This window comes from Streptomyces otsuchiensis (assembly GCF_004305975.1).
Lineage (GTDB): Bacteria > Actinomycetota > Actinomycetes > Streptomycetales > Streptomycetaceae > Streptomyces > Streptomyces otsuchiensis.
Window position 1 is genome coordinate 1 of record NZ_BHZI01000012.1, and the last position, 26,754, is coordinate 26,754.

Here is a 26,754-nt window from a genome sequence, read left to right on the forward strand (position 1 = left end):
CGCCCCACCCCCGAACCTGCGACGCCCGAACCCACCACGCCCGGAACGGTGGTCCTCTCACCGCACTTCGACGACGCGGTGCTCTCGCTGGCCGGGCTGCTGCCCCGGCTTCCCGGGCCGGTCACCGTGGTCACCGTGTACGGCGGACCGCCACCCCCGCAGGCGACGGCGTCCTGGTGGGACTCCGCCTGCGGCTTCGCCGACCCGGCCGAGGCGCACACCGCGCGCGACGCGGAGGACACCCGAGCCTGCGCGCTCCTCGGCGCCGCACGCGTGCCGCTGGCCCACCCCGACGGGCCCTACGGCGACGGCCCCGACGTCACCCGGCTCGGCCAACTGACTGCGTACCTCGCAGCGTTGCCCAGCGGCACGACGGTGCTTGTCCCGGTCGGCACCAACCAGCCCGACCACCGAGCCGTCCGCGAACGCGCCCTCGCCGACCTCGCCGACCTTCCGTCCCTGACCACCCTCCTCTACGCCGACCTCCCCTACACCGGCCACCTCCCGGAGTGGGCCACCACCGACGCCGAAGCGGCGCTCGCCCGCAGCGAGAAGTGGGGCACCGCCTTCCAGGAGGTCCAGGGCCGCTTCGACATCGCGCCGCTCCACCGGCTGCACGTCACCGGCGCCGACTGGTCCCGCAAGCGTGAAGCCGTGCTCTGCTACGGATCACAGCTGGCCCCGGTAGCCCTGGACCACGGCCCGTTCCTCGCCACCTCCGGGCCCCTGACCACCGAACGAGTCTGGTCCCTGACCCCGAAACCGGCCACGGCGCCGTAGCGCTCGGCGCCCGAGTCCTGTCGGCGCGCCACCGGGCTCCCGGCGGCGGAATCGGCCACCGTGGACCACTGCGACCGCCACCCCACGCGCGCGACGCCGAGACACGACAGGAACAGGGCCGACGCCATGGACAGCACCAGCACCAGCAGTAGCAGCACGAGAAGCACCAGCAGCAGCGCCCGTCCCGAGCCCCGACTGTGGACCGCCTACCGCGAACTGGCCGCGACCACCGTCCGCACCGACCTCACCCACGCCTTCCACCCCGGACAGCCCCACTACCCCGGCTTCCCCGACGAACAGCGCGCGGCCACCTTCGACATGGACCAGGGCGACCCGTTCACCACGCACCGGTACAGCCTGGTCGGCCAGTGGGGAACGCACGTCGACCCGCCCTCGCACTTCGTCCCCGGTGCCCGCACCCTGGACCGCATCCCGGTGACGGAGATGATCCTCCCGCTGGTGGTGCTGGACATCACGGAGAGGGTGGCCGACGACCCGGACGCCGTGCCGACGCTCGACGACATCGCCACCTGGGAGGCGCGGAACGGCCGTGTGCCACACGGGTCGTTCGTGGCGCTGCGTACCGGCTGGGGCCGGCGCTGGCCCGACCCCGTCGCCATGGCCAACCGGGACGCGGCCGGTGTCTCCCACACTCCCGGCTGGTCGGGCGAGGTGCTCCGCCACCTCATCGAGGAGGCCGGCGTCACGGCCGTCGGCCACGAACAGACCGACACCGACCCCGGAACGGCCACCTCCGCCGGAGACCTCAGCCTGGAGCGCTACATCCTGGGGCGCGACCGCTGGCAGATCGAGCTGCTCGGCAACCTCCACCTCGTCCCGGAGGCGGGCGCCCTCGTCGTCGCCACCTGGCCCAAGCCGGAGGGTGGTTCGGGGTTCCCGGCGCGGGTGTTCGCCCTGCACCAGCCCGATGCCGACTGAAGCGGGCGAGCGTCCTCGCGCAGACCCGCTACGCCTCCGTGCGGTCCGTGTCGGCCGTGCGGTCCGTGCGGTCCGTGTCGCCCGTGCCGTCGATGTCGTCCCTGTCGTCCCGGGTGGTCCACGGCAGCGGGGGCCGGCGCTTGTCCGACCCCGACCCCTGGCCGGGACGGCTGTTCCACATCAGCAGCAGGTCACGCGCGTGGAAGAGAGCCCGCGGGTACCACTGTTGACCGTCGACGGTGGGCGGAAGGGTGTCCGGCCGGTCGTCCTTGATCTGCGACACGCTCCGGCCGTCCACCCCGATCAGCCGGGCGAAGCCCCCCAGCGTGACGTCACGGTCCAGGTCCTCCTCGCTCAACTCGACGGGGCTGGGTCGCCGGGGACGGAACGGTTCCAGCCCGGCCGGGTCGTACAGCGCTGAGCCGCCGCCACCGCCCTTGGCCGTCACCCCGCGTCGCGGACGCACCGGCGCCGGGAAGCCCGGATAGTGGCGTGGCATCACGTGCACCACATAGCGGTGGCTGTAGCCCACCTCTGCGGCCCATTCCTTCAACGACACCAGACGCAGCGCCGGTTCGGACACGACCCGCTCCCCTCTCCCCGGTGCCGCGCCTTCCGCGCCGCGCCACTCCCGCTTGGAGGTGGTACCCCGTGAGCGCGGCCGGGCAACCGCGTCGAGACGCGTCAGCCGGGCCCCTCCCCGTCCCCGCTTCCGTCCCCGCTCCTGGCGTCGTCCGAGCCGGATTCCGCGGCCAGCGCGAGGTGTACGCGGTAGAGGACGTCGAGCTGCGCGGGGTTGTACAGATCGACGATGGCCTTGCCGATGACGCGCTCGGCGAAGGCCGTGCCACGCAGCGCGTGTGCCCCGGGATCCCCGAGCCAGGGGTGCCGGGCCATCAGGGCCCGGATGTACGGCGTCAGGACCGTCGCCAGCTGCTGGCGCGCCTCCTCGTCCGCGTCGGCCGGCAGAGCGTCGAACTCCGCGTCGCCCGGGCCGCGGCGGAAGTCCAGCAGCATCTCGTGCAGCTCCCGCATCCGTTCCGGGGCGAACAGCCGCGAGTAGACCAGGATGAGCGACCGGTCGGCGTCCGACAGGTCGCCGGCGACCTGGCTGAACCCCGGCGGCAGGTCGGTCGGCGCCCGATGGCGGAGGATCATCGCGAGTTCGGCCCGGACCCGTTGCAGCCGTTCGATGCTCGCGGCCAGCTCGGCGTCCAGCACGCGCAGCGCCTCCTCCGGATGCTCGTCGGCGTCCCCCATGGCGGCGATCCCGGACAGCGGCACACCGAGGTCCACCAGCCGCTTGATCCGCAGCAGCCGGACCAGGTGATCGACGCCGTAGCGCTTGTACCCGTTGGGTGCCCGCTCCGGCTCCTCCAGCAGGCCGACCTCGTGGTAGTGCCGGACGGCCTTGAGCGTCGTGCCCGCGAGTTCGGCGACCTCGCGCGTGCTCCACGTCACGGTCGGCTCCTTGTCACGGTAGGGCGTACGGGGGCGCCGGGGCGTTCGGCCGTCGTGGGTGGCCGCCGGGCGCCCGTGCGGTGCGGACTCCACTGCAGACCGTGCCCCAAGGGCATGGTCAAGGCCACCACCGCGGCTGTGACCCATGCCACACGCGGGGGTCGTTGAGTGTGCCCCTGGGGCCGAGTGTCTCCTGGTCGCCCGCCGACGAACCGTGGACCAGGGCGCGCCGCGCCCCGAGGAGCGAGGAGCACCATGCCGACCCGTACCACCCGTCCCCGTGCGCTGGCCCTCATCGCGGCCGTGCCCCTGCTGCTGACCGTGGCCTGCGGCGGTGAGTCGCCCTCCCCGGACAGCGAGAGCCAGGACCGTGCCGGGGCCGAGAGCGACATACCGGCCGAGCTGCAGCGCTTCTACGACCAGGAGCTGTCGTTCGAGGGATGTGCCGACTACGCCACCACCGGGGACGAGGAGGCCATCCTCACCTCCGACGAATCGTTCGAATGTGCCCGGATGGAAGTGCCGCTCGACTACGAACTCCCCGACGGCGACACGGCACAGATCGCGCTGATGCGCGTACCGGCGCGAGGCGAGCCCATCGGTTCGCTGGTGCTCAACGGAGGCGGACCGGGCGGCTCCGGGCTCGTCCAGGCCGCGGTCACCGGACCGGCACTCGCCGAGAGCCCGATGACCGAACGCTTCGACCTCGTGGGCTTCGACCCGCGCGGAGTCGGAGCCTCCGTGCCGGCCGTCGACTGCTACTCCGACGCCGAGGCCGAAAGCGGCGACAGCACCCTGTCGTACCTGGGCACCGTCGTCGAGTGGACCGAGGAGGACACCCGCCGCCTCGCCGAGCGCTGCGCCGAGGGCACCGGCGGCGACGAGGCGCTGGCGAGCCTCGGCACGCGCGACGTCGCCCGCGACATGGACATGCTGCGCGCCCTCCTCGGAGACGACGGCCTCAGCTACCTCGGGCAGAGCTACGGCACCCGGCTCGGTGCCGTCTACGCCGAGATGTTCCCCGACCGGGTGCGCGCCATGGTCCTCGACGGCGCCGTCGACCCGCGACAGGACACCGCCGGACTCCGCGTGGGCGCCTACAGTGCGTTCCAACGTTCCTTCGAGCAGATGGCGGAGTTCTGCGCCGCCGACTCCGACTGCCCGCTCGGCACCGAACCGGACCGCGCCACCGAGGAGTTCCAGAACCTGATCCGCCCGCTGCTGGAGGAGACCGTGCCCGCCGGCGACGACGGAGAACTCGACTTCGACACGGCCACCGGCGGAGTCGTCGTCGGCCTCTACTCGGAGGAAGCCTGGCCGGCCGTCATCCAGGGCATCGCCGAACTCAAGAACGACGGCCGGGGCGACACACTCCGAGCGCTGGTCAACTCCTTCGGCGGACGCGCCGCCGACGGCAGGTGGAACAACTTCTCCGAGGCCAACTTCGCCATCAACTGCATGGACGAGGACCGCAAGACGCCCGCCGAAGCCGCCGACCTGCGCGCCGCCGTCTTCGACGCGGCGCCCTTCATGGACCCCGGAACCGACCTGAGCGACGGCAGCCGTGACGGCTGCGAGTTCTGGCCCGCCGAGCCCACGCTCGGCTACCCGTACGCGGACGGCGTCGAAGGACTGCCCCAGACCCTGACCGTCTCCATCACCGGCGACCCCAGCACCCCGTACGAGAGCGGCACCAGCCTCGCCGACGCGCTCGGCGGCACCATGCTCACCGTCGAGGGCGAACAGCACACGATCGTCGCGACCGGCACCAACGCGTGCGTCGACGAGATCGCCTCCGCCTACCTGATCGACCTGAAGACACCGGAGGACGACGCCGTCTGCCAGCTGTGACGTGCTGGAGGCCCGGTGGTGACCCCGGGTGGGTGACCGAGTTACCCGGTCGGGGCACCAGCCGGTTCACGGGCAAGGAGTAGATGAACGACCGTCGCCACTATCGTGCAGCGGTGACCGGATCTGCCGCACAGCGTCCAGTGCTCTATCTCGATGTCGACGGGCCACTCATTCCGTTCGGACCACCGCCGCCGGAGTATCCCGACGGTCACCCGACGTACGAGACGGGTCCCGAACCACCGGGCAGCGACTCCAACCCACTTCTCACCAGGATCAATCCCGACCACGGCCCCCGACTGGCCGCGCTACCGTGCGATCTGGTCTGGGCCACGACATGGACGGCCGACGCGAACACGTACATCGCGCCACGAATCGGCCTGCCGCGACTGCCAGTGGTCGCATGGCCGGAGCCCTCGGAAGAGGACGAGCGAGCCGAACGGGCCGGACTGCACTGGAAGACCCGCACGCTCGTCGTCCGGGCAGCGAGGCACCCCTTCGTCTGGGTCGACGACGAGATCACGGACACCGATCGCGCCTGGGTCTCCGCACACCACCAGGGCCAAGCCCTCCTCCACCGTGTCGACCCACGACGCGGCCTCACGGACGCCGACTACATCGCGCTCAACGACTGGTTGCACCAGGTTCGGGGGACAGCCGACCCGCAGAGCACAGCCTGAAGCTGCCCGAGCACCAGGTCCACCCACTCGCGACGCCGTCTCATCCGCACCTTCCACGCCGGGCGACGGCGACCCGACTTCCGACCTCCGGCCCCGTCCTGGTCGTGGGGAGGTACCGGCATGCTCACGGGAGTGGTGCGCGGACCCGCTGAAGCCCGCCCTTGTCCAAGCGCGCGAGAAAGGCCAGGTCAGACAGTGTCTGACCTGGCCTTTTCAACGAGCCGCCTAAGGGAATCGAACCCTTGACCTACGCATTACGAGCACGGAAGCGATCGTGCCGGGCCGTTCTCCTGCTATGCACCAGATCCCGTTTTCCCAGATCAGAGCTCATGCCGTCGTCCCGCTGCTCACCTCTCATGCTGCACCGTCCAACGGCGTCCGCGCTCCCCTTGCGCTCCCCTGGCCGCCGCCCATGAGGCGTCGGCGTCAGACGACGGTCTGCGTCTCGAGCACGAATCCGGCTTGTCGGCCTCGAACAAGACAGTTAGCCTTTTCCAACCTCCCGGGCTGGGCGACTAGGAGCTGTCCTGCCGATCTTGGGGGCCCGCCACGCCTGGCACGCACGATCACGGCGTTGCCGGATCTTGCGAGTGCGGACAAGTACGAGCTGCGATCTGGCGCCTTGCGATTGCACGCGCCAGAGGCCGCGGGCTGGACCTCATGTGAGATCACTCCGGGCACCCAGTGTCGCAGATCATCCGCGAACGCACAGCTCAGTGGGGTGCAACCTCGGTTACCCCATGCCCGACGTCTGTCAGCCGTGGCCACCCTCGCACGGCTCGGAGACGGCCCAGGCGCCACGCAGTCTCAGTCCCGTTTGATCTTGCACAACTGTGACGATGTCTGCGCGACGTGCTAAGAACGCGTCATGGCAGCAGACGAAGCCAACAAGGCGGGATACGTATACATCCTGGTCAATTCCTCACTTCCAGGACTCGTGAAAATCGGGTTGACTAGAGGAACGACAAAGCGACGCGCCGCCGAACTGTCCCATCACACCGGAATTCCAACACCATTCGTGATTGCCTATGAGCAGTTGGTTGCCGACTGCTCAGCCGTAGAAAAGTCGCTGCACGAAAGATTTGCCAACTCTAGAGAGAGTGCACGCAGGGAATTCTTTCGCATAACCCCGAAAGAAGCCATTGACGGTCTCCAGAGGGCGGCACGATTCTCACCATTCGTCGATGACGAAGATGTGACACGAATCGACGTCCTGCCGATCTTTGATGCTCGCTGTCGCCGCTGGTTGCGAAGTGATCTCGTGGGTCTGAGCTACCTGCAAACACCCACACTCTGCGCCTTGGAGACGACCACGCAGGAAGATTTCAGGTGTAGCAACTTTACAATTGAGCGCATGGATTTGGACTTTATTTGCTATCACGAAGACGGCCTATTCAAGCCCGTTATTGAACCGGAAGAAAATGCACGCCGTCTGGTCGCGCTGGACAGCTATACTTTGATCATGTGCTTCGATTTCATCGACAGGGAGGTAGGGGGTTGGCTAGATGAGCGGTATCACAAGGATGGCGATGCCCCCTACTCGGCGCGAGCGTCCGACGCAACGTGGCAAATTCGGAGCAGTTGACGACGCATTTACCTTTTCTCAGTGAGAGTGATTTTTGCTGCTGGTTGAGGACGAGTGCGGCACGGGCTATGTACCGGCACGTTTGTCATTCGGGCGCAGGCGTAACCCCACCAGTGTCGTAGATCACCTAGCCGACACAGGTGAGCTGGGTAGGGCCTCGGTCACCCCTTGCCGTCATCTGTCACCGTTGCCAGTCTCGCACGGCCCGCAGACGGCCCAGAGCCTATTGATGAGAAACCCTTCCAGTTCTCACTTTCAAGCTGCTGACCTGCGGCGACGATCTGGCAGTGATGAGAGCAGGAGAGTTTCTCATCAAATAGACTTCACTTCGCTTGTCGATAACCGTCCGTCGTTTGTTTGGCCAACTTCGAGACAAAGACAGGTCGTTGCGTCGTGCTTGCAGGATGGGTGACCTGAACGAGGCTGACGACTTGTCGCGGCAGGTGTCGATACCCGAGTGCGCGAGGATCGCAGGCGGACTGCGGCCGAGCGGGAGAAACGGGCACGGTGACGATGGTCGATACATCGGGCACGTGACCCGTGAACCGGTCTAGATAGCAAGCCCCGGGCCGCTGGCCTGGGGGTTTGACGTGGAGCGGGCGACGAGAATCGAATGCATATATGGCAGATGGACCTGGTCGGCGGGGTTCCGCTGGCCGACGGCCGGGCACGCCGCAAGAGGTCCGTGATCCTTCCTCTCACCGTAGCCAGGAGTCTCCACAGGGGACGTTCCCAGCGCCTATGGGGAGTGTCTAATCAACGGGTCTGGCCCGTAGTCGGTGGTGACGCTGTGTATCTGTCAGTGCAGGAGTATGCGGTGGCGGAGGAGGTCGAATCCGGCGCGGCCGTGCATCTGCCTCATGATCCGTTTCGTTCGGGTGTTTACTCCTTCGGTGCGGCCGTTGTGGTAGGGCAGGGTGAAGCCGGCGTTCACGGCGGCGCGGTCGAGTTCGATGCCGTTGGCGAAGCTGTGCAGGTGAGGCAGGGCCGCGGCGCGGGCGGCACTGATCCATTTGGTGAGTGTGCGGTCGTTGCCCTCGGCCGGGGCCAGCAGTGTGGCGAAGTCGCGCACGAGGTCGGAGAGTTCGGTCATCTCCGGGCATGCTGAGGTGATCTTCTCCAGCAGTGAGGTCTGTTTCGGCCGTAGGTTCTGCGGGGCGGTCAGGAGGAGCCGTGCGGCCCGGCGCGGCGTGGTCACGGGGCGGTCTCGTTCGGCGCGGCCCTGGTTGAGGTACTTGTGCAGGTTGTTGAGGCTGCCGGTGTAGCCGAGTTCCTTGATCTCGTGGAAGAGGTGAAGGACGGGGACGCCCGGTTGTTCGTTACGGCGTCGGTGCAGGTGTTCGCGATAGGGGTCGAGGAGCGAGGGTCGGTAGGCCGGTGCGATGCGCAGGCCGCTGGGCTCGGGCATGCGCGCGTAGCGCTTGACGGTGTTCAGGGCCAGGCCGAGGCGGCGGGAGCCGGACTCAGCTGGGTTCCGTCAGGAGAGCTGTTCGTATATCGCGCCTTCTGCCGCTCGTAGCTCGCGCTCGACGGCTTCGGTGAGGTTCGGGTTATCGATGAGGACGCCGAACTCGACGTTGTTGTGCTCTGCGCTCCGGGAGAAGTTCGCGCTGGTCACCAGTAGGAGGTGGTGATCGATGGCAAGGAACTTGGCGTGATTGCGAACGTACCTGCCATCGAATTTCTTGGTTCGCCACACCTCGGCCGGAGCCAAGTGTGCGGCCACCTCTGAGGTCGACGGGGACCAGCGTTGTTCGCTGCCGTCGGCGGCTCGGGTGTCCATGTAGACGCGGACGGCAACGCCGTCGCGCTGGGCGGCCTCCTGCAGCGACGTCCAGAGCGCCGAGCTGCGTTGGAAGTTGAAGGTCGAGCAGGTGATCGCGTGCCGTGCGCTGTCCACGAGGCGGGTCACCGAGCTGGTGAGCGGACCACTCTGGGCGAGGTGTCCGGGCATGGTCCACAGCGGTGACAGCGCGGTGGGCAGTGCCCGTGCCCCCTCGATCGCCCGCAAGACCAACACCTGCTGGTACGTCGCTCCGGCGTCTCGTCCCACCGCCTCTAGCAGCCGCCGGATCTCTGCCCGGTGGCCGACCGCGACGACCTTGAGCGCGGCGGTCAGGGTGTCGCCGTCGGCCAGGCGGTCCGCGATGCCTTTGGCCTCGGTCCCGGTCAGGAGCTGACCGAGCTTCCGTGGCGCGCCCGCGTCACTCATGGGGCTGGAAGAAGCCGAGGTCGCTGCCGGGTAGGTCGAGGAGGAACCGGCGGTCGAGAAAGCGGTTGGCGCGCTCGCAGGAGGTCTCCGAGGCCATAACGCAGCAGTGGCAGGCGGCGCCGTGCAGGAAGTCCTCGGGCTTCTGCGGGGTGCGCTTGGAACAGATGGGGTCTGAGGAGCAGCGTGCGGCCTTGCGCAGCGCGCTGCGGACGACCTGTTGGAGGCGCGCTGGCTCGCTGAGCTGTACGAGGCCGCCAAGGGTGCCGTCGCTGTCCGAGGCGGTGGTGCAGATGAGGAGACCGGCAGCTGGGTCGCGGCCTTCGGCGGCGGGCCATGCGTAGAGGCGTTCGCTGAGGCTGGCGGCCGAGTATCCACAGGTCAGGGCGAGTTCGCGGATGAGGATGTGTGCGAAGGTGTGGACGAGCCAGTAGCGTGGGGGCTTCAGGCGGCTGTCGGGATGGACCTGGTCGGCGGTCTCGGAGAAGCGGCGTTTGAAGTTTCTTTCGTGTGATGCGCGGTGGAGTTCCCAGAGGTCGGTGTCCAGGACGTGTTTCTCCCATGCGGCGACGGCGTTCTCGTCGAGCTGGAGGAAGATGCCCTCGCCCCGGTCCTCGGTGGCCACGGTCCAGGCGGGTCGCGACGTACGAGTCAGGGGGGCCAAGCGACGCGGGAGGTCGCCGACTCGGTCCATGTCGTCGATGCGGGTGAAGCCGACCAGGGCGTTGACTTTGCGGAGGCGTTCGACCGCGAGTACGCGGGTGATCTCTGGTTGCAGGGCGTCGCCCCTGGCGCGGGTGGTTAGGGTGAGTCCGCTCTTGGGGTCCTCGACGCGCGTGCCGACGATGTCGCGCAGCAGGTAACGCCATTCGGGAACGAGAAGGTCGACTGGGTCCCAGTCGCGCAGCTTCTCTTCGTGTTCCTCGGGGGTGTCGGTCGGTGCGGAGGCAGCCTGCAGGACGTGTTCCAGGTCGTGGTCGGACAGGCCGGTGATGTCGACGCCGCCGTCCATGCCGAGCAGGTCTCTGATCAGGTCGAGGTTATCGCGGTACTTGGCAAGCTTGTCGTCTAGCGCGGTGCGGATCCGGTCGGCCAGGTCGCTGGCCTCCTCCTCCTGGGACTCCGGCATGACGATGATCGACTGGGTGGCGGGGAACCACAGGTTGGAGGCGCCTACCAGCATCAGCTTGGTGTCCTTGCCGCAGCCCTTGGGCTCGAAGGCGTCCAGATGCGGGTGCCGTCCACGGCACTTTGGCAGCTTGTCCTTGCCTGCTTCGCCCTGGGCCTCGTTCATGGGGCGCTTCATGTCGCAGGACGCGCAGCGGATGACGGCCGAGGCGCCCTTGCCGGCGGTCCGGTCGGCCATCTTCAGGGCAGGCAGTTCTGCTTTGCTGCACGGCTGCCCGTGGTGCACCCACAGGTCGTACGGGAACTCGTCCAAGTGCCCGTCGACGCAGACCAGCAGATACCGAGCCGGGATCGCGGTACGTCGCATCGCTTTGCGAATGCGGGCGCCCGAGCGGCCCGTGCACTTGGCGTGCTCGAAGACGGCCAGGTCGGTGCGGAAGGGGTGCGTGTTGCGGTAGTCGAACTGAGCGAGCAATCCGAGCATGTCGCAACCCGTGCACCGCAACCATTGCGGGAAGACCCGGGAGGGCACTCCGAGGTCGTTGCCTTCGGCGGACCGGCTGTGCTTCTTCGGTTGCCAGGGATACGGCCGCAACTGCACGTCGGGGGAACGCAACATCATTCGGACCACATCACGGAGGCGCGGGGCATGGATCTGCGGGGGCGCTGAGTCGCGGCGCGTCCAGATGCGGTCCCAGTCGTCCAGGCCAGTGGGCATGATCGTGAACTGCGGCAGGTCCATGATCGCGCCGGGACCGTAGGTGTACAGCAGGGAGGAGGGGCGAGCCGAGCCGACCTTGGCGCGGTTGTGCTTGGTCGCCTTTTCTGCCTCCTGGTCCAGATCGCCCAGCGGGTCGACGGCGCGGGCGACGTCGTAGACGAAGCGCGTCTCGTCACTCACGAGTGGTCCTCCGGCATCTTCCACTGAGGGGCATGGTCGGGTGCGCGGTACACCAGCCGTTCCTTGATCGGGCTCACCAGGAGGTTGATCTCCGGCTGCACCTCGCGCATCGAGTTCGCCACGATGAACGGCGGAGCGTCGCGGGTGTCGCTGCCCGCCTTGGCGTTCTCCGCGCTCATCATCAGCGCGTCGTGCCGACCGTCGTCCAGAACCCTCTCGTACACCAGCGACTTGCGGTCCTCCATGAGGCTCTTGCGTCGCTTGCCCCACTGGTCGAGCCGATTCTCCAGCCGCAGGCGGGCGCGGTTGGCCGCGTCCTCGTCACCGGCCCGCGCGATCCGGCGCACGAGGGCATCAAGGAGCTCACTGGCGAAGTGCTGCTCGGCCTCGATATGGGCTGCCCCACCCTCCGGGGACAGCCCTTGCCCGTGGCTCGCCTTTGCGGCCTGCAGGACACGGGCGGCGCTGACCAGCACGCCGTCCAGGCCGCGCTCCAGGGAGGTCACCGAGAACGGGGTCACCGACAGGGCTTCCACCTGGGCGTAGAAGGTCTCGTGGTAGTGGCGGAACTGCTCGAAGTGGGAGAGGTCCCTGGGCCGCGCCCAGTTCCCGAGCGCGACCACCAGACCGGGACGGTCCGCGGTCCGGCCGACACGGGAGGACGCCTGAATGTACTCGGCGGTGTTCTTCGGTTGTCCGACGACGAGCATCAGGCCGAGGCGGGGCACGTCCACGCCCACCTGGAGCATGGAGGTGGCCAGGACCACGTCGTACGGATTGGCCTCACGCGTGGGCTCGGGCCTTTTCGCCTCCCGCAGCGCGCGCCGGTTGCCCTTGCCCGCGGTGGAGTCGAAGACCGGGTCGAACGCCGTCGCCATCTGGTCCAAGGTCGCGGTGATCTCCGCGCTGGCCACGCGCGAGGTCAGCTCGGCGACGTGCAGCGAACCGTAGTCGGTGCCGGTGCGGCGGGGAAGCTTCGACCAGGGGCGGCCCTTGGCGAGCGCGGTCTGGATATCGTCGCTCATGTATCGCGCCATGCCCGCGAGTTCACGGGTGGCGCTGAAGTAGCCGACCAGGCTCAGGTATGGGTCGGCCACGCGGCCGGAGCGGTCGAGAAGCAGTTGCCCGCCGGCCAGGAGCACCTCGGCGACCCGGATCTCCGCCGTGGTCAAGCGCACCCCGGTCGTGCTGATCCCGACGTACCGGCGTCCCGGGTTCTTCTCCGAGACTGGGATCTCCTTGGAGAAGTAGGTGTTCCCGGCGTCCAGGACCTGCGGCGGGAAGATGGTGACGTCGCGCCCGTACAGCGCACGCACCTGGTCCGACGCGTTGCGGGCGGTGGCCGTGGAGGCGACAAGCAGCGGACGCACCGGGCGCCCGTCCTTCGTCCGCCAGTCGGTCATCACGTCGATGGCCACCTCGAACAGGCCCACCGTCGTGCCGAGTGCCCCGGTGATCAGGTGCAACTCGTCCTGGATGACCAGGTCCGGGGGCCGCAGCCGCGTGGCACGGTGAACGGAGGCCGCCGGCCAGCCGTCCTTCTTGGGATGCCTGCTGCCATCCTTGATGTCGCACTGCTGATAGTCGGGATGCACGAAGCCGTGCCGGTCGCAGCGCCGCGAGACATGCCCGAACAGCGAGGCCGCCTCGCCCTCCCGCGCCAGGCGGGCGAACTTGTCCACGGTGGCGATGACGAATGCCGGCGCGAGCCGGTAGATCTCCTCGTCCACCGTGAGCACCGGCAGGCCGTCCGGGACCGCACCGCCGTCGGCGAACGGGCAGTCGGCCAGCTCATCCCCGCAGTACACATACACCCGGCGTAGCGCGGGCTCCGTCCGCACATCGCGCGCTTCGACCCGCGTCCCGCACCACGGGCAGCGCTGGATCTGCAGCACCGTCAGCCGATGGCCACGGCCCCCGTGGGCTTTCTGCAACTGCTCGGCGGCCTCGTCGTACCGCTTCGGGCTCACATCGGTGCCGACCCACAGCCCGATCCGGAACGGCTCATCCCCCCACGTCGCCACGTCATCGCGCCGCGCCAGCTCCGCCGCGCACACCAAGGCGGTGGCGCGCTGGAACTGCTGGGCGGTGAGCAGGCGCAGCGTGTACCGCATGAGGACGGCGACCCCGGCCTGCCCGTCCAGCGGACCGTCGAAGGCATCCACGATGCCTTGGCGGCGACGGATCGCAAACGTGTAGGCGGCCAGACCCAGATACGCTTCCGTCTTGCCACCACCGGTCGGGAAGAACAGCAGCTGCGCCTTGGCCAGATCCCCCGAGCGCTTCTCGGCCGCCGGGTCGGACAGCAACGGCAACTGCATGAGCACAAAGGCGAGCTGGAAAGTACGCCAGGAATGCGCCCGATCCTTCTTGTCCTCGAGAATCGCCTCGCGAGCCTCGTCGATGCTCTCCTCCGGCCGACTCGCCCGCCGCTCCGCGACCTGGGACTGCACACGCTGATCGGCCATCACCCGGTTCATGAACCGGAAGCAGCGCAACGCCTCCTCGTCCCCTAGGAGATGCTCCAGACCCTCCTCAAGCTGGCGTTGCACCCGGCGCGCCTCGGTGACTGCGTCCAGACCCTCGGACCGCAGATGCTCGGGGAGTGCCTTGGCCCGCTGCTCCTCGCCGTTCAGCCAGGCCGTGTAGCCAGCGACGATTGGCTCAAGACCCGTACGCAGTTCGTCGGGCGACACCTCCTGGAGCTTGCGCATGTCCAGCAGGGCCGCCCTGATCTCCTCGGCGGCCGTCTGCGGCGTCTCACTCACCGGCAGCCATGTCGTCCAGACCTCACTGGCCTTGCGCGCTCCCTTGGCTACCTCCCAGTCCACCGAGCAGGTCCGGCCATGGGCGAACTCCAGACGGTTACGGTACTGAAGCCGCAGCCGCCGCAGCTCGTCGTCCGGCTCCTCACGCGTGTCCAGGAGCACGTCATTGACCGGCAGGAACGCCTCAGTGCCACCGGCCGACACCACCAGCTTGGTCTGGTACAGCCACGCCTCGACGGGGATCTTGCGAGGCGTCTCCCGGTCATTGCACAACGCCACTTCGATCAGTCGGCAGCCACGCTCGGAGTCGTCGTAACGATCCATCCGAAGCAGGACCTTGTCCTTGAGTACGATCTCGGTCGTACGGGACGGCTTCAGGTCGGCAACCTTGATCGCCTTCGGGATGGCGTGCGGGGTGCGCTGGAAACGGCGGAGAGCCAGAGCGGACGCCGCTCCCTCGCCCACTTCGGTACCCTCGCCCCGCTTCTCCTTCACCGGCTCGTACGTTCCCCACGAGGCGGTCACCGTGAACTCGTCCAGATCGTCAGGGATCTGGAATCGCAACCCCATCGACGCCGGGATCATCAGCCCACGCTTCTGCGGCTGGTCCTCGACCTCGTCCTCGTCCGAGCTCGCGCTGCTGTCGTCCACCGCGGTGAGCGGCACGCCCCGGCTCTCGGCGGCGTCCACAGCGTCGCCCACGTCGGTCGCGGCGTCGTCCGATCCAGCCTCGCCGGGGTCATCCTGGCCGCCAGTGAGGCGCACGGGCGCGATCCGGCCGATCAGGTACGCCGAGTCTGGAACGCCGTCGAGGATCTCGTCCGGACCGTTGGCCGGGCCGAGGAGCTCACGCTCCAGGATGTCCACCAGGTTCTCCCGGGCGGTCCAGGACCGGCCATCGGGTTCGAGGGCGAGGCGGTAGGCCGGTGCCTGGGGAGCGTTGGGCGTCGTTGCGGACCTGGCTCCGTCGCGCCGGGGGGTGGTCACTCGTCGCCCTCCTCTTCCTCGGTCGCCTCATTGTCGCCGGGGGCACTGACATCGCCCTGCAGGGCGGCGCGCCGGTGGTTCTCTTCGAGGAGCCGATCGAGGATCTCCACCCGGGCGGCAGGGCTCACCGTCCAGCGCTGCATCTGCCGGTAGGTGTGGAAGCCGTGCTCCAGCGGGACGTCATCCCAGCCGTAGGCAGCCATGACGGCGTGGTCGAGCTCGACGTGGATCTGGCGGAGGCGGGCGACATCGGGGTCAGGGGCGTCGGTGATGGCAGGGTCGTTGACTAGGTTGTAGAGCTTGGTAAGGCCAAGGTCGCGGCGGAGCATGATCTCGCGGCGGTCGGTGTCGAGTAGCTCGCCGATCTCGGCCAGCTGTTGGTTTCCTCCCAGGCGCGGAAAGGTTTCAAAGATAGTCGATGGCGTGTACGTCGGGTCGATCCGCATGGTGGTGCCGTATTTGATCGACCACAGCTGATGTGGACTACTCGACAAGACGGCCAGGTCCGTGAATGCTCCCTTGGCGAAGACAACCAGCTTCTCGTGGAAGACCTGTCGTGTTGACACGCGAAGAGGCATTACAGTCTTGCTGACCCGTGCGATGACCAACACTTCGTCCAAGCCAGCAGTGGCGATCGCCTCCCGCATAGCGGGTCGGCTTCGCAAGAAGCACCACCATGGTGCCTCTCTAACCGCTTTCGCCTTCTTGGCTCTCTCCGGCTTCACGGTATCAAATACGCGTTGATAGGGCAGCGCGTATTCCTGCGCCTGACGTTCCGAGCGATCATTGAAGTCAATAACCCATCGTGAGGGTGAGTTGTCAGGGCGGGAATTTAGGTCCTCCCCATTAATGTACGGGAAGAGAACATCGGCGTTTCGTGGATCTGCCTCGATCCATGCCGCAGCCTCGTCGGGATCCAATACGAAGCCCATGCCCAGTACGTAGCAGCCAATGAATGCAATTCCTGCATTCTCCGCAAGTTGAGTCGGGTCACCTGCCACCCGGCCGCCCGGTTCCAGCAGGGTTGAGACCCGCTTAACCTCAATGTCGCCTTCGGTCTCGGCGACGATCCGCGGCACCGCCGAGTTGATCTTAGTTCGGCTTCCCCATACTGCCGCGTACTCCAGGTTGGCACTTGCCGCAGGCCATGACCGGCTCTGGATCGCGCGAGTGATCGTAAATCCTTTCGACGCCAGCTGGTCGAGGCCGATCTGGCGGGTGTCGCCCTGAGCAACCGTATTCGTTGCGATTAGGCCGAGCCCACCATGGCGTGTGAGCAGCTCGTGGGCGCGGAGGAAGAAATATGCTACAAGATCTGCGAGCCCCTTCTTGTTATCCGCCAGTACGTTAACGAACCAGTCGCGGATGTTGGTTCCTACCGAACCGGTGAGCTTCTGACTACCCAGGAATGGCGGGTTCCCAATGACCGCGTCGAACCCACCACGCTCCATCACATCCGGCACCGCCAGGATCCAGTGCAACGGCTTCCACCGCTTGTAGTCCGTCGTCACCGTCGGTGTGAGCCCGGCCTCTTTGATGCCGTCAAGCATCACCCGGTCAGCCTCCCCGCCCCCAACCGGGTATGCCTTTTCCACCGCGATGCGCAGATCCTCATACGCTGCCTTCAGCTGCTTCCCCGGCTTCCCGCCCCACCGCAGCCCCGTCGCGATCACCCCGTCCGCGACGTCGGAGAGCTGTGCGGTCAGCTCCTGGTACCGGCGGAATTGCCGCCGCTTGGAGGCGGCGGACCGCTGCGGGTCGCTGTCATCGACCTCGGTGGCGAGCTGGCGACGCAGGCGGGCGGCCTGGTCCAGGATGTCGTCCACGTTGAGGGCGAAGAGGCTGAGCTGGTCGCGGGCCGCGGCGGGGTCGATGTGGAGGCGGCGCAGCTGGTCGGCGTCGGTCAGGCCGAGCAGGGAGTTGCCGTGCAGCACCTTGTCATCAACGAAGGAGAACGGAAGCTTCGGGTCCAGGGAGACCAGCCACAGCGACAGCTTGCACATTTCCACGGCCATGCCGTTGATGTCGGCGCCGTACAGGCAGGTCGCGACGACGGTCCTTATCGCATGGACGCGAAGGTCGTGCGGCGACCTCCCGTACGCTGCGTCATCGCGTTGCCAGGCTTCGACGAGCCGGTCGGCGAGGTAGCGTGCCGCGGCGACGAGGAAGGCGCCCGAGCCGCAGGCGATGTCGGCGATACGCAGATCGAGGATCTGGTCGGCTTCGATGAGCCGCCACGCGTCCTGGTCCGCGGTCTGGTGCGGTCCGGGCGAGAAGACCAGAGGCTCCAGCGCGTACCGGACGACCTCCTCGGCCAGCGAGCGGGGCGTGTAGTGCGCGCCCGCCGAGGCGCGCGAGGGGGTCTCCACCAGCAGAACGCCGCCGGGCTCGACCACCAGTGGCTGGTTGCGCAGGTCGCGGCGGATGATGCCGATGAACGGTCGGAGCCGGTCGCGCAGTTCGGGGTCGTCGGTGACGTCGCGCAGGGCGGTTTCGGTGTCGTCGAGGGTGTCGCCGGCCTTCAGCGCCTTGGTGAGGGCGGCCTTGCTGGACGGCTTCGCGGCTGGCTGGTGCTGTTTGACCCAGGCGAGGATCGCGTCGGCCAGCGCGGTCTCGGTGTGCTTGGCCTGGCGGAGTTGTTCGAGGGTGGCGAGGGGGATCTCGGGTTCGGAGCCCGCGCTGCCGGTGAGGCCGACGGTGATCTCTTCGGCGGGTTCGCAGGAGTAGCCGAGCAGGCCCTCGTAGATGTAGCCGATCTGTTCGACGTCGATGTCGCGGAAGGAGATCCGTCGTGCTTCGCCGGGCAGTTGGGCGATCTGGACGGCACGCAGGACTTCGAGCATGACGCGGTCGCTGACCGTGATAGCCAGGGTGTTCTGGGAGTTGCAGGTGGTGAGGAAGGGGTAGCGTGCTGGGTCGAAGAGGGAGCCGCCGTACTCGGGCAGACGCAGGTCCTCGAAGCTCGCGCCCCGGTACAGAGCCTGTGAGGTGGCGAGCATCCGGTGCCAGGTCAGGAAGGTGGCGTCGAGGGACTGTTCGCCCTCCTCCTTCTCGCGGGCGTCGAGGAGGTCGAGTTCGTCGCTGATGCCGTATCCCATGGCGAAGAGGCGGCTCTGGGGCAGCAGCCCGCGTTCTTCGGCGAAGAGGAGGAAGACTACGCGCATCATGACGGTGACGGCAGCTTCGTAGACCTCGCTCCTTTCCGCTGGCAGTGGGTCGGGCTCGCCTCGTCGCTGTGCGTCCAGGGCGCCTTCGGACAGGGCCTGGACGATGAGTTCGACGGCGCGGCGGACCTGGGTGCCGAGCGCTTCGGTGATTTTTTCGGCGGCGGTGACGGACTCGCCGAAGAGTTCCGTCAGCCGGTCCTGTTGCTTGCCGCCGACCAGGCGGCGGCGCTGGAGGAGTTCGATGAAGGCGTTGCGGGTCTGGGGTTCTTCGATCCAGGTCTGGGCGTCCACGATGCCGGAGGCGACCATGGTCTGCGGGCGGGCGCTGACGATGGCCCACCAGCGGCCGTCGGTGACGACGCCGATGGGGACGGTGGAGGCGCGTAGCAGCTCTTCCATGCGGTCGATGGGGCTGGCTGACCAGCCGTCGGTGAGCGGGTCGCGCAGGGAGTCGACGGGGTCGATGACCAAGACGAGGGCCCCGGTGGTGTCGCCATGGACGAGGGCTCCGCTGGCGCGCTCGGTGACGGTGTAGTCGGGTGAGCGGATCTCGGCGGCGGCCGGGGCGGGCACGGTGTAGGAGGAGCCCCAGCGCAGGCCCTGGCGCAGGACGAGGTCGACCCAGGTGTCGCGGGCTTCGCGGTACAGGTCGAGGGCGGCTTCGTCGTCCGGGTGCTCGTCCCAGTTCTCCCACGCCTTCTCGAAGGCGGGCTTGGCGTCTTTGATGGCGTTGAGTGCCCGGGAGTCGGGCTGGGGGATGCCCTGGGGGTAGACGCGTTCCAGGGCGGGGACGGCGAGGAAGGGGCCGTCGGCGTCGACGAGTTCGAGCCAGGCGCGGTGCAGTTCGGCGGCGGTCGGGGGGTAGCGGCGGCTCATGCCTTGACCATTCCGTTCTCCGCGTCTTCGGGGGTGAGGGCGAATACGACCGCGGCGGCGGACACATAGGGCTTGATGTCGCTGTAGCGCTCCTGGATCGACGCGATCTCGCGCGCCTCCTCGTCGTCCAGGCTGTCCAGGCGCTCGTTCATGTGGTGCAGGTCCCGGCGCCGCTGCTTCTGCTGGTCGTCGGTGAACAGCAACTCGTCCTCGGCGCGGATGGCTTGCTCCAGGCGGTCACGGGACTCTTGCAGGTTGAGCCGGAAGGCGCCGAAGATCTCATGGGCGCGCTTGATGTCGGAGTCCCGGCGCTGTGTGAGCGCCTCGGTGACCTTCTCCTGGCGGCTGGCGCTCTTGCGATCCATCGCGGTCAGCAGGCGTGTGCGCAGCCGGGCACCGTCTTCGTTCCACTGCTCGGCGAGGTGGGCACGGACCTTCTCGTCGGCCGGGAGGAGATCTTCGGAGTCGAGGGTTGCGTCGAGGACCTGCTCGACTTTGGCCTCGGCAAGGGTCTGGCCGCGTAGCCGGACGCCGGTGAGGAACACCTCCTCGTGCAGCCGCAGCCCGCCGCGTCCGACCAGGACGAGCCGGGAGACGGCGGCGACACAGGACTCGGGCAGCTCGGGGGCGATGACGGCGGTGACCCGATGGACCGGGGACTCCGTGCTGAACAGCGCGGAGCGCAGCGTACGGGTGGCGCGCTGCATCAGGGCGTGCCCGAGGTGGATATGGACGAGGTCGGTACGATGCTGCGCCGCCTGGTCGTCGAAGGTGACGGGACGTGGCACACCTGGCTCCAGGCGGGTGTCCAGGCCACGGAGCGCCGGCTGCCAGGAGCGGCCGAGGTTTGGGATCTCGAAGACCTGCGCATCGGTGCGGTCGTCGCCGATCTCGATGAGCGGGGGTTGAGCGGTGAGGGCAAGCGCGGTGTCCACGACCCGTCGGGCGTTGGCGGGCGTGAGATGCATGGCGGCCTTGTGCTCGCCATAGTTCTCCGACAGCTGGGTGAGCTGGCGGTTCAGCTCCATCCCGCCGGCCAGCACGCGCGTGATCACTTCGTTGCCGTCGTCCGGCGCGGTCGGCCGGGCCTTACGCGTCCTACGGGTGGGAGCGAAGTGCTCCTGCACCTCCACGTCGATGACCTGGTTGACCTTGCCGAGATCTTCGGTGGCCTGCCCGACCTTGGTCGCGATGATCCCCATGAACTTCATGTCCGCTTCGTACGTCGTGGAGCCGGAGACCGGCACGAAGTGGAAGATCTTCGGGTCCTTCGTCTGCCCGTACCGGTCGATCCGGCCGATGCGCTGTTCCAGGCGGGATGGGTTGAAGGGGATGTCGAAGTTGATGAGGCGATGGCAGTGGGTCTGCAGGTCGATTCCCTCGCCCGCGGAGTCAGTGGCGAGGAGGACGCGGACCGGGTGCTTGTCCGGGCTCTCGGTGAATCTGGCGCGGATCTTCTCCCGCTCCTCGGTCGGGGTCGAGCCCTGAATGACCTCCAGCACGTCGTCGTAACCACGCTGCCGCAGGATGCGTTCGATCCATTCGAGGGTGGCCGCGTACTCCGTGAACACCACGACCCGCTCGTTGGACCAGTGGGTGCCGTCCGGACGGCAGACCGCGTTGAGGAACTTCAGCAGTTCTTCCAGCCGGGAGTCCGGCTTGTGCTCATAGCGGCGCCCCCACTCGATGAGCGAGGTGATCTCGCTCCTGGTGGCCGCCACCAGGGGGTCCGAGCCCTTGGAATGACGCAGCGCGGTGAACTCGGGGTGCTCGGCCGCGCCCTCCTCCTCGTCCGACTGACCGCTGCCCAGCACCTCCGTGTAGTACTCGTCCTCGTCGTCCACCCGAAGCTGCCGGTCGCCGCCGTCCGCACCCTCGTAAAGCTCAAGGGTGCGGGCGAACGACCATGGGCTGGACAGGAAACGCTTCTTCAGCAGTATCGCGACGATGTCGCCGCCCGAGCCCTTACCGTTCGCTCGGGCACTTTCCGCCAGCAGGCGCTCCAGCCGCTCGAACTGCCGCTGCTCCTCCTCAGACGGCGTGAACGGGAGGGTCCCCAGCTTCCGGGCCCTGAATCCCTTGTCCGGCAGATCGGTCTTCAGCCACCTCACCATCACCTCCTTGAGCGCCTGCTCATCTATGCTCGCGCCGCGCGTGAACCGACGGCCGTCGATCATCTCCAGGAGGGCGGTGAACGACTCCGAATAGCCGTTGTGCGGCGTGGCGCTCAAGAACAGCCGGTGCTCACATGCCTCCGCGAGCTTCTTCGTCGCCGTAGTCCGCTTGCTGTCCACCGCGTAGCCGCGCTGCCCCGGTGCCGTCGTCGGGCTGGCCGGCGCCACGTGGTGTGCCTCGTCGACCACCAGCACGTCGAACGCGTACCGCCTGGCCGTCGCCGAGCTGCGCACATCGGTCAGGACGTCGCGCAGCAGACGCTGCGCGCGCAGCGACGGCAGCCACGCCATGCTCACGATTACGCGGGGGAAGAGCCGGAACGGGTTGGCGTTCAGCCCGTGGCTCCGCCGCACCTTGGCCATGAGTTCGCTGTTGACGATGACGAAGTCGAGGCCGAACTTCTCCCGCATCTCGTCCTGCCACTTCAGCGACAGGCTCGGCGGGCAGACGATCACCACGGACCGCGCACGGTGCCGCAGCAACAGCTCCTGCACGACCAGGCCGGCCTCGATGGTCTTGCCGAGGCCGACGTCGTCCGCGAGCAGCAGGTTCGTACGCGACGACTTCAGGGCCCGGCTCAGGGGTACCAGCTGGTATGCCTCCACGTTGGCCCCGCTCCGGAAAGGGGCCTGATACTTGTTGGCGTCCGCCGAGGTGACCGCACCCCAGCGGACCGCGTCGACGAAAGCGGCGAGCGTGTTCGGATCGTCGAACGTCTCGGCCCGCACAGTCTCCGGGAGGCCCTGGTTCGGTGCGACGGTGTGCCCGACCTCCAGCTCCCAGACCACCGTCAGTTCCTGCCCGAGCCGGTCCTCGTCCAGCGACTGCAGGCTGACCACATGCGTAAGCCCCGGCACGCCCTCGTCGGCGGGGCTACGGGGAAGGCCCTGCTTCTGGATGTCGGACACAGCCCAGGTGGAGCCCCGGACCTTGACGACCTGGCCCGGCTCCGGGACAGGAGGAATCGCCACCGTGTTCGGGGTGCTGCTCGCCGGTCCCTGCGGATGCTCTGTCGCGGTCGCCACCTGGGCAGGCTCCTTCACCAATGCCATTTCTGCCGGAACGTGACCATCTCGGCACAATGCATTGCGGACTGGCCGGGAGCGCCACGGAAGGATCAGTATCCCTAACCCGAGCACGGCCCGCTGCAGATCTTGGGCTTGTTGCCCAGGGAATCTTTCTGCGGCCACCGCCGGGGCGGAGGAGTTCGACATCACGTCGCGCTTCCGGTGGGTGGAGGTGCGTCTTGGCCGTGGCGGTTGCGGTCAGGGCGGTTGCAAGTTCCGGGGTCGTGCGGCTGGTCGGGGTGTGACCGGTTGGGGTGCGTAACAGAGCAGGCACGGGCTTCGTGATCATTGTGGTGTCTAAGCCCGATGATCACGAGGTGGCCCGTGCCTGCCGCTGTATCTTCTCCCATCTCTGCCGTGCTGGTGAAACTGGGACCGCTGGACACCAGCCGGATCGCCGACCTGCGCCCCTACTTCGACTCGGTGCCCGACCCGCGCGCACGGCGGGGCCGGTGGTACTCGCTGATAGCGATCCTGCTGGTGAGTGCCTGCGCGGTCGTCTCGGGAGCAAGGAGTATCGATGAACTCGCCGAGTGGGGCCAGCGTGCCTCGAACACACTCCTGACAGTGATCGGGATCCGCCGCCACCTCCTCAGATGGCGGCGCTCTCCGGCGGCGGCCACGATCGGCCGTGTGCTTGCCGCTGTTGACGGTGACGCCCTGGACCGGGCAGTGGGCGCCTACCTGGCCGACCGGCACCGTGCCGCCACCGAGCCCGCCCAGGCGCCGTCGCCCTCCGCGTCCGGGCGGCCGAGCGTGATCGCTGTCGACGGCAAAGCACTCAAGGGATCAGCCCGTCTCACCGCGACGCGCCGGCATCTGCTCTCCGCGGTCACGCACGGCATTGTCGTGACCCTCGCCCAGGTGGAGGTCGGCGCGAAGACGAACGAAACCACACACTTCCAACCGCTCCTGGCGCCGCTGGACCTGGCCGGCGCCGTTGTCACCTTCGACGCCCTGCACTCGGTCAAGGCGAACATCTCCTGGCTGGTCGAGACCAAGAAGGCCCACTACATCGCCGTGATCAAGACCAACCAGCCCACCGCCCACGCTCAACTCGCCGCCCTGCCCTGGCCGTCCATCGCAGTCCAGCACACCACCTCCGGGACGGGGCACGGACGCCGCGAGTCCCGCTCGATCAAAACCTGCGGGATCGCGGACGAACTCGGCGGCATCGCCTTCCCCCACGCCCGCCTGGCCATCCGCGTCCACCGCCGCCGCAAGCCCACCGGCAAGCGCGAGACCCGTGAGAGCGTCTACGCCGTCACCAGCCTCGACGCCCACCAGGCCGGGCCCGCCGACCTGGCCACCGCGATCCGCGGGCACTGGGGAGTGGAGAACTCCTCGCACCACATCAGGGACGTCACCTTCGCCGAGGACGCCTCCACCGTCCACACCGGGACCGCACCACGGGCCATGGCCGCCCTCCGCAACCTCGCCATCGGCGTGCTGAAAACCCTCGGAGCCGACAACATCGCCAAGACCACCCGAGCGATCCGCGACGAGCCCCAACGAGCACTCCCCATCCTGGGCATCACCAACGATCCGGACACCTACGGAACTTGATCAAGCCCTGACCTCGTAGCGTGCCGAAGGGTGGGTGGGGCGCCGGGGGACGGCGCCCCACCCACCCTTTGTGAGCTCGGGAGCGGGGGACGGGGCGGCCGGTCTCACTTCTCAGGCCCAGCGAGGTCGTAGCCGTCTTGGCTTCCCACCTGTTGCGCCGTCTGCAACAGTCGCTGTTCTGCGACGTCCGCGTAGTGGTCGGACAGCTCGATGCCGACAAAGCGCCTGCCTTCGCGCAGGGCGGCGACTCCGGTAGATCCGGAGCCGGCGAAGGGGTCGAGTACCGTGCCGCCTTCGGGGCAGACCTGGACGAGCTGCTGCATGACCTCGACGGGCTTCTGGGTGATGTGGACGCGGTCCTTGCGGGGCTGGGAGGCGCTGAAGTCGCCGGGGAGGTAGAGGTCGCGGGTGTTGTCGAGGGTGCCCTTGACGCCCCACAGGATGTACTCGGTGGACTGCTTGAAGCCGCCCTTGCGGGGGCGTGAGGCGGGCTTGATCCAGGCGATCTTGCCCTGCCAGGTCCAGCCGGCCATCTGAAGAGCGTCGCTGGTAGTGGGGCACTGGCGCCAGTCGCTGAACACCAGGGCGACGGCGTGTTCGCGGGCGGCGCGGTAGGACTCGGTGAGGATCTCGGCGAGCCAGGCGCGGTAGGAGCGCTGGTCGCGGTTCTCGCCGGGGAAGTTGGCCAGGTCGTGGGCGGCGTCGCCGCTGGTGTACTTCGCCCTCGCGGTCCGGGAGGTGCGGTCGGAGCTGGTCCGGCCCCCGGAGTTGTAGGGCGGATCGGTGATCACGCAGTCGATGCTCTCCTCGGGAAGGGACTTGAGGATCGTGAGCGCATCGCCACGGTGCAGGACATAAGACAAAGCGGTTCTTCCTTTCCGTGAGCTGCCCGCCATGGACGTAGCGAGCCACCGGCAGGACGAGTGCCTCGGGGCGGCGGGTGTGCTGGATGGTAACGGCGCATTCCGGCCGCACCAATTTCGTGGATCTTGGTTGGCGGCTCGTTTGGTGCGGCCGGGATCTGCCTCTACAGTCTGGGCGTGTTCGCAGGCCAGGGACTCAACCCGGGTTCTGTTGAACGGTGCTGAGACGTGCTTTTCCGTCCACCCGGGAGAGTCGTTGAAGCGTGCCGGAGACCGACTGGCCCGGGAATGCGAGGTGTTCTTCGTGTGGCGTGTCAGATTAGGAGCGCGGCTTGCTGCCGCGTTTCGATAAGCGGTCCGTTGATGGCGTGTTAGCAGCGCGCGGTATCGGTCCGTACTGCCCTTGACGGGGTTGCGATTCATTTCGACCGGTGTGGCGCCGGTGACCTTTTCGACGAGAACGCCGGCGCCACACTGCCTACGAGCAAGGAGCTGCTGATGCGGCATGCCCACATACCGATGTCCGCCCGCTGTGGTGGTCGGCGATGAAGAAGGTGGTGCTCGCGGCCACCGCGGTGGCCGCGAGTCCGCTGCTGTTGATCGTTCCGGTGGTCGCCATCTCCGCCGGTTCGGCCGGTGCGAACGTCGCCGCGAACTGCGAGGACAACGCCCCGGGTGTCGATGCTGCGGCGGTGGCCGAGCAGGTGGAGTCGATCCTGAACGGCGCAGACGGCGAGGGTGCCGAGGTCGGTCCGCTGCTGGATCCGCAGGAGCAGATTCCCAATGCCCGGACGATCCAGGCGACCGGTGTGGCCATGGGCGTACCGGTGCGCGGGCAGGTCGTCGCGCTGGCGACCGCGATGCAGGAGTCGTCGCTGCGCAACATCGACTATGGCGACCGGGACTCGGTGGGGTTGTTCCAGCAGCGCCCCAGCCAGGGGTGGGGCACGGTCGAGCAGATCATGGATCCGGTCTACAGCTCGCGGAAGTTCTATGAGGGTCTGTTGGCGGTGGCGGGCTGGGAGTCGCTGACGGTCACCCAGGCCGCGCAGGCGGTGCAGCGCTCGGCTTACCCGGACGCGTACGCGAAGTGGGAACCGCTGGCACGGGCGCTACAGGAAGCGATCGCCCCGACCCTCGACGACGAGGACGGCCGGGCCGGCGACGAGGACGCCGATCCGGGAGACCCCCGCACCGGTGGGTGCGAGCAGGAGGGGGACGGCTCCGGGTACGGCCCGATTCCCGAGGGCACGCTCCCGGAGGGCTACGAGGTCCCCGAGGACGCACCGGGTCCGGTTCAGGTGGCGATCCGCTGGGCGCTGGGACAGCTCGGGACGCCGTACCAGTGGGGTGGCTCGTGTACGGCCGCGCATGGCGAGGATCCGCTGGGCCGCTGCGACTGTTCCTCGTTGATGCGGCAGGCATACAAGGCCGCCGGCATCGACATCAGCCGGACGACCTACACCCAGATCAAGGACGGCAAGTCCGTCGATCTCGATGATCTCGAACCGGGCGACCTGGTGTTCAACCGCGGGACGACGGCTCAGCCGGAACACGTGGGGATGGTCATCGGCCACGGTCTGGTGATCAACGCACCGCGCACCGGAGCGGTGGTCCGGGTCGAGCCGCTGGCCGACTGGAAGCCCCAGATCTTCGCCGCGCGCCGGGTCACCTGACCGTAGCCGCGCCCCTTACCTCTTCCCCCTCTTCTGCCACCGGCGGGCTTTACCCTGCCCGCACTTCGAACTGGAGTC

15 protein-coding genes and 1 pseudogene are annotated in these 26,754 nt (G+C 67.9%); 7 read left to right on the plus strand and 9 right to left on the minus strand.

Features of this window, described 5'->3' with window-relative positions; genetic code table 11:
* The first annotated feature begins 48 nt into the window (after positions 1-48).
* Together E0D90_RS02410 and E0D90_RS02415 are read left to right on the plus strand one after the other, a co-directional pair.
* Positions 49-780, plus strand: coding sequence for a PIG-L deacetylase family protein (locus tag E0D90_RS02410; protein WP_130796416.1), 732 nt, complete (start codon positions 49-51; stop codon positions 778-780).
* Between the two features lie 126 nt (positions 781-906).
* Positions 907-1,719, plus strand: coding sequence for a cyclase family protein (locus tag E0D90_RS02415; protein WP_130796417.1), 813 nt, complete (start codon positions 907-909; stop codon positions 1,717-1,719).
* A gap of 28 nt (positions 1,720-1,747) precedes the next feature.
* On the opposite strand, the gene E0D90_RS02420 is transcribed toward E0D90_RS02415, so the two are convergent.
* Both E0D90_RS02420 and E0D90_RS02425 read right to left on the minus strand, forming a co-directional pair.
* Positions 1,748-2,302: a hypothetical protein gene (locus tag E0D90_RS02420; RefSeq protein WP_227869939.1), complete on the minus strand. Its 555-nt coding sequence runs from the start codon at positions 2,300-2,302 to the stop codon at positions 1,748-1,750.
* 101 nt (positions 2,303-2,403) lie between these two features.
* The gene (locus E0D90_RS02425; protein ID WP_130796418.1) at positions 2,404-3,180 is read right to left on the minus strand and encodes a helix-turn-helix domain-containing protein; all 777 of its coding nucleotides are present in this window, start codon (positions 3,178-3,180) and stop codon (positions 2,404-2,406) included.
* A gap of 255 nt (positions 3,181-3,435) precedes the next feature.
* Between E0D90_RS02425 and E0D90_RS02430 the strand changes: the two genes are divergently transcribed.
* The 3 genes from E0D90_RS02430 (at position 3,436) to E0D90_RS02440 (ending at position 7,293) form a co-directional block, all read left to right on the plus strand.
* Positions 3,436-5,031 (plus strand): alpha/beta hydrolase, encoded by a 1,596-nt coding sequence (locus E0D90_RS02430; RefSeq protein ID WP_130796419.1) that lies wholly within the window; start codon positions 3,436-3,438, stop codon positions 5,029-5,031.
* A gap of 83 nt (positions 5,032-5,114) precedes the next feature.
* Positions 5,115-5,708, plus strand: coding sequence for an HAD domain-containing protein (locus E0D90_RS02435; RefSeq protein WP_157996798.1), 594 nt, complete (start codon positions 5,115-5,117; stop codon positions 5,706-5,708).
* Between the two features lie 868 nt (positions 5,709-6,576).
* Complete coding sequence (locus E0D90_RS02440; RefSeq protein ID WP_130796420.1) at positions 6,577-7,293, plus strand: GIY-YIG nuclease family protein; 717 nt, start codon at positions 6,577-6,579, stop codon at positions 7,291-7,293.
* Between the two features lie 799 nt (positions 7,294-8,092).
* Here E0D90_RS02440 and E0D90_RS02445 read toward each other — a convergent pair.
* From E0D90_RS02445 to drmD, 6 genes and pseudogenes are all read right to left on the minus strand, one after another.
* A pseudogene (locus E0D90_RS02445) lies at positions 8,093-8,749 on the minus strand (transposase); the annotation flags it as partial.
* Between the two features lie 21 nt (positions 8,750-8,770).
* Complete coding sequence (gene drmC, locus E0D90_RS02450) at positions 8,771-9,505, minus strand: DISARM system phospholipase D-like protein DrmC (RefSeq protein WP_130796421.1); 735 nt, start codon at positions 9,503-9,505, stop codon at positions 8,771-8,773.
* Positions 9,498-11,531, minus strand: a complete 2,034-nt coding sequence (drmB, locus tag E0D90_RS02455) for a DUF1998 domain-containing protein (RefSeq protein WP_130796422.1) — start codon at positions 11,529-11,531, stop codon at positions 9,498-9,500. Before drmB ends, drmC begins: the two co-directional genes overlap by 8 nt.
* On the minus strand, positions 11,528-15,166 hold the full coding sequence (gene drmA / locus E0D90_RS02460; protein ID WP_265415932.1) for a DISARM system helicase DrmA: 3,639 nt from the start codon (positions 15,164-15,166) through the stop codon (positions 11,528-11,530). The genes drmB and drmA overlap by 4 nt, the downstream gene beginning before the upstream one ends.
* A 116-nt stretch (positions 15,167-15,282) precedes the next feature.
* A complete protein-coding gene (locus E0D90_RS02465) occupies positions 15,283-19,329 on the minus strand; it encodes an Eco57I restriction-modification methylase domain-containing protein (RefSeq protein WP_130796424.1) in 4,047 nt (1,348 codons plus the stop codon).
* Positions 19,326-22,529: a DISARM system SNF2-like helicase DrmD gene (gene drmD, locus E0D90_RS02470; RefSeq protein WP_130796425.1), complete on the minus strand. Its 3,204-nt coding sequence runs from the start codon at positions 22,527-22,529 to the stop codon at positions 19,326-19,328. Before drmD ends, E0D90_RS02465 begins: the two co-directional genes overlap by 4 nt.
* 399 nt (positions 22,530-22,928) lie before the next feature.
* Here drmD and E0D90_RS02475 point away from each other — a divergent pair, with 399 nt between their 5' ends.
* Positions 22,929-24,137 carry an ISAs1 family transposase gene (locus E0D90_RS02475; RefSeq protein WP_227869940.1) on the plus strand — a complete coding sequence of 403 codons (1,209 nt, stop codon included), beginning with the start codon at positions 22,929-22,931 and terminating at the stop codon, positions 24,135-24,137.
* Positions 24,138-24,241: 104 nt separating this feature from the next.
* Here E0D90_RS02475 and E0D90_RS02480 read toward each other — a convergent pair whose 3' ends face one another.
* Complete coding sequence (locus E0D90_RS02480; protein WP_130796426.1) at positions 24,242-25,000, minus strand: DNA-methyltransferase; 759 nt, start codon at positions 24,998-25,000, stop codon at positions 24,242-24,244.
* A gap of 545 nt (positions 25,001-25,545) precedes the next feature.
* On the opposite strand from E0D90_RS02480, the gene E0D90_RS02485 reads away from it, so the two are divergent.
* The gene (locus tag E0D90_RS02485) at positions 25,546-26,676 is read left to right on the plus strand and encodes a C40 family peptidase (protein ID WP_130796427.1); all 1,131 of its coding nucleotides are present in this window, start codon (positions 25,546-25,548) and stop codon (positions 26,674-26,676) included.
* The last annotated feature ends 78 nt before the right edge of the window (positions 26,677-26,754 follow it).

Excerpts from the sequence above, each read along its gene's own strand:
- E0D90_RS02415 (WP_130796417.1), top strand. The coding sequence starts at position 907 with ATGGACAGCACCAGCACCAGCAGTAGCAGCACGAGAAGCACCAGCAGC.
- E0D90_RS02430 (WP_130796419.1), top strand. The coding sequence starts at position 3,436 with ATGCCGACCCGTACCACCCGTCCCCGTGCGCTGGCCCTCATCGCGGCC.
- E0D90_RS02435 (WP_157996798.1), top strand. The coding sequence starts at position 5,115 with ATGAACGACCGTCGCCACTATCGTGCAGCGGTGACCGGATCTGCCGCA.
- E0D90_RS02440 (WP_130796420.1), top strand. The coding sequence starts at position 6,577 with ATGGCAGCAGACGAAGCCAACAAGGCGGGATACGTATACATCCTGGTC.
- drmC (WP_130796421.1), bottom strand. The coding sequence starts at position 9,505 with ATGAGTGACGCGGGCGCGCCACGGAAGCTCGGTCAGCTCCTGACCGGG.
- E0D90_RS02465 (WP_130796424.1), bottom strand. The coding sequence starts at position 19,329 with ATGAGCCGCCGCTACCCCCCGACCGCCGCCGAACTGCACCGCGCCTGG.
- E0D90_RS02485 (WP_130796427.1), top strand. The coding sequence starts at position 25,546 with ATGAAGAAGGTGGTGCTCGCGGCCACCGCGGTGGCCGCGAGTCCGCTG.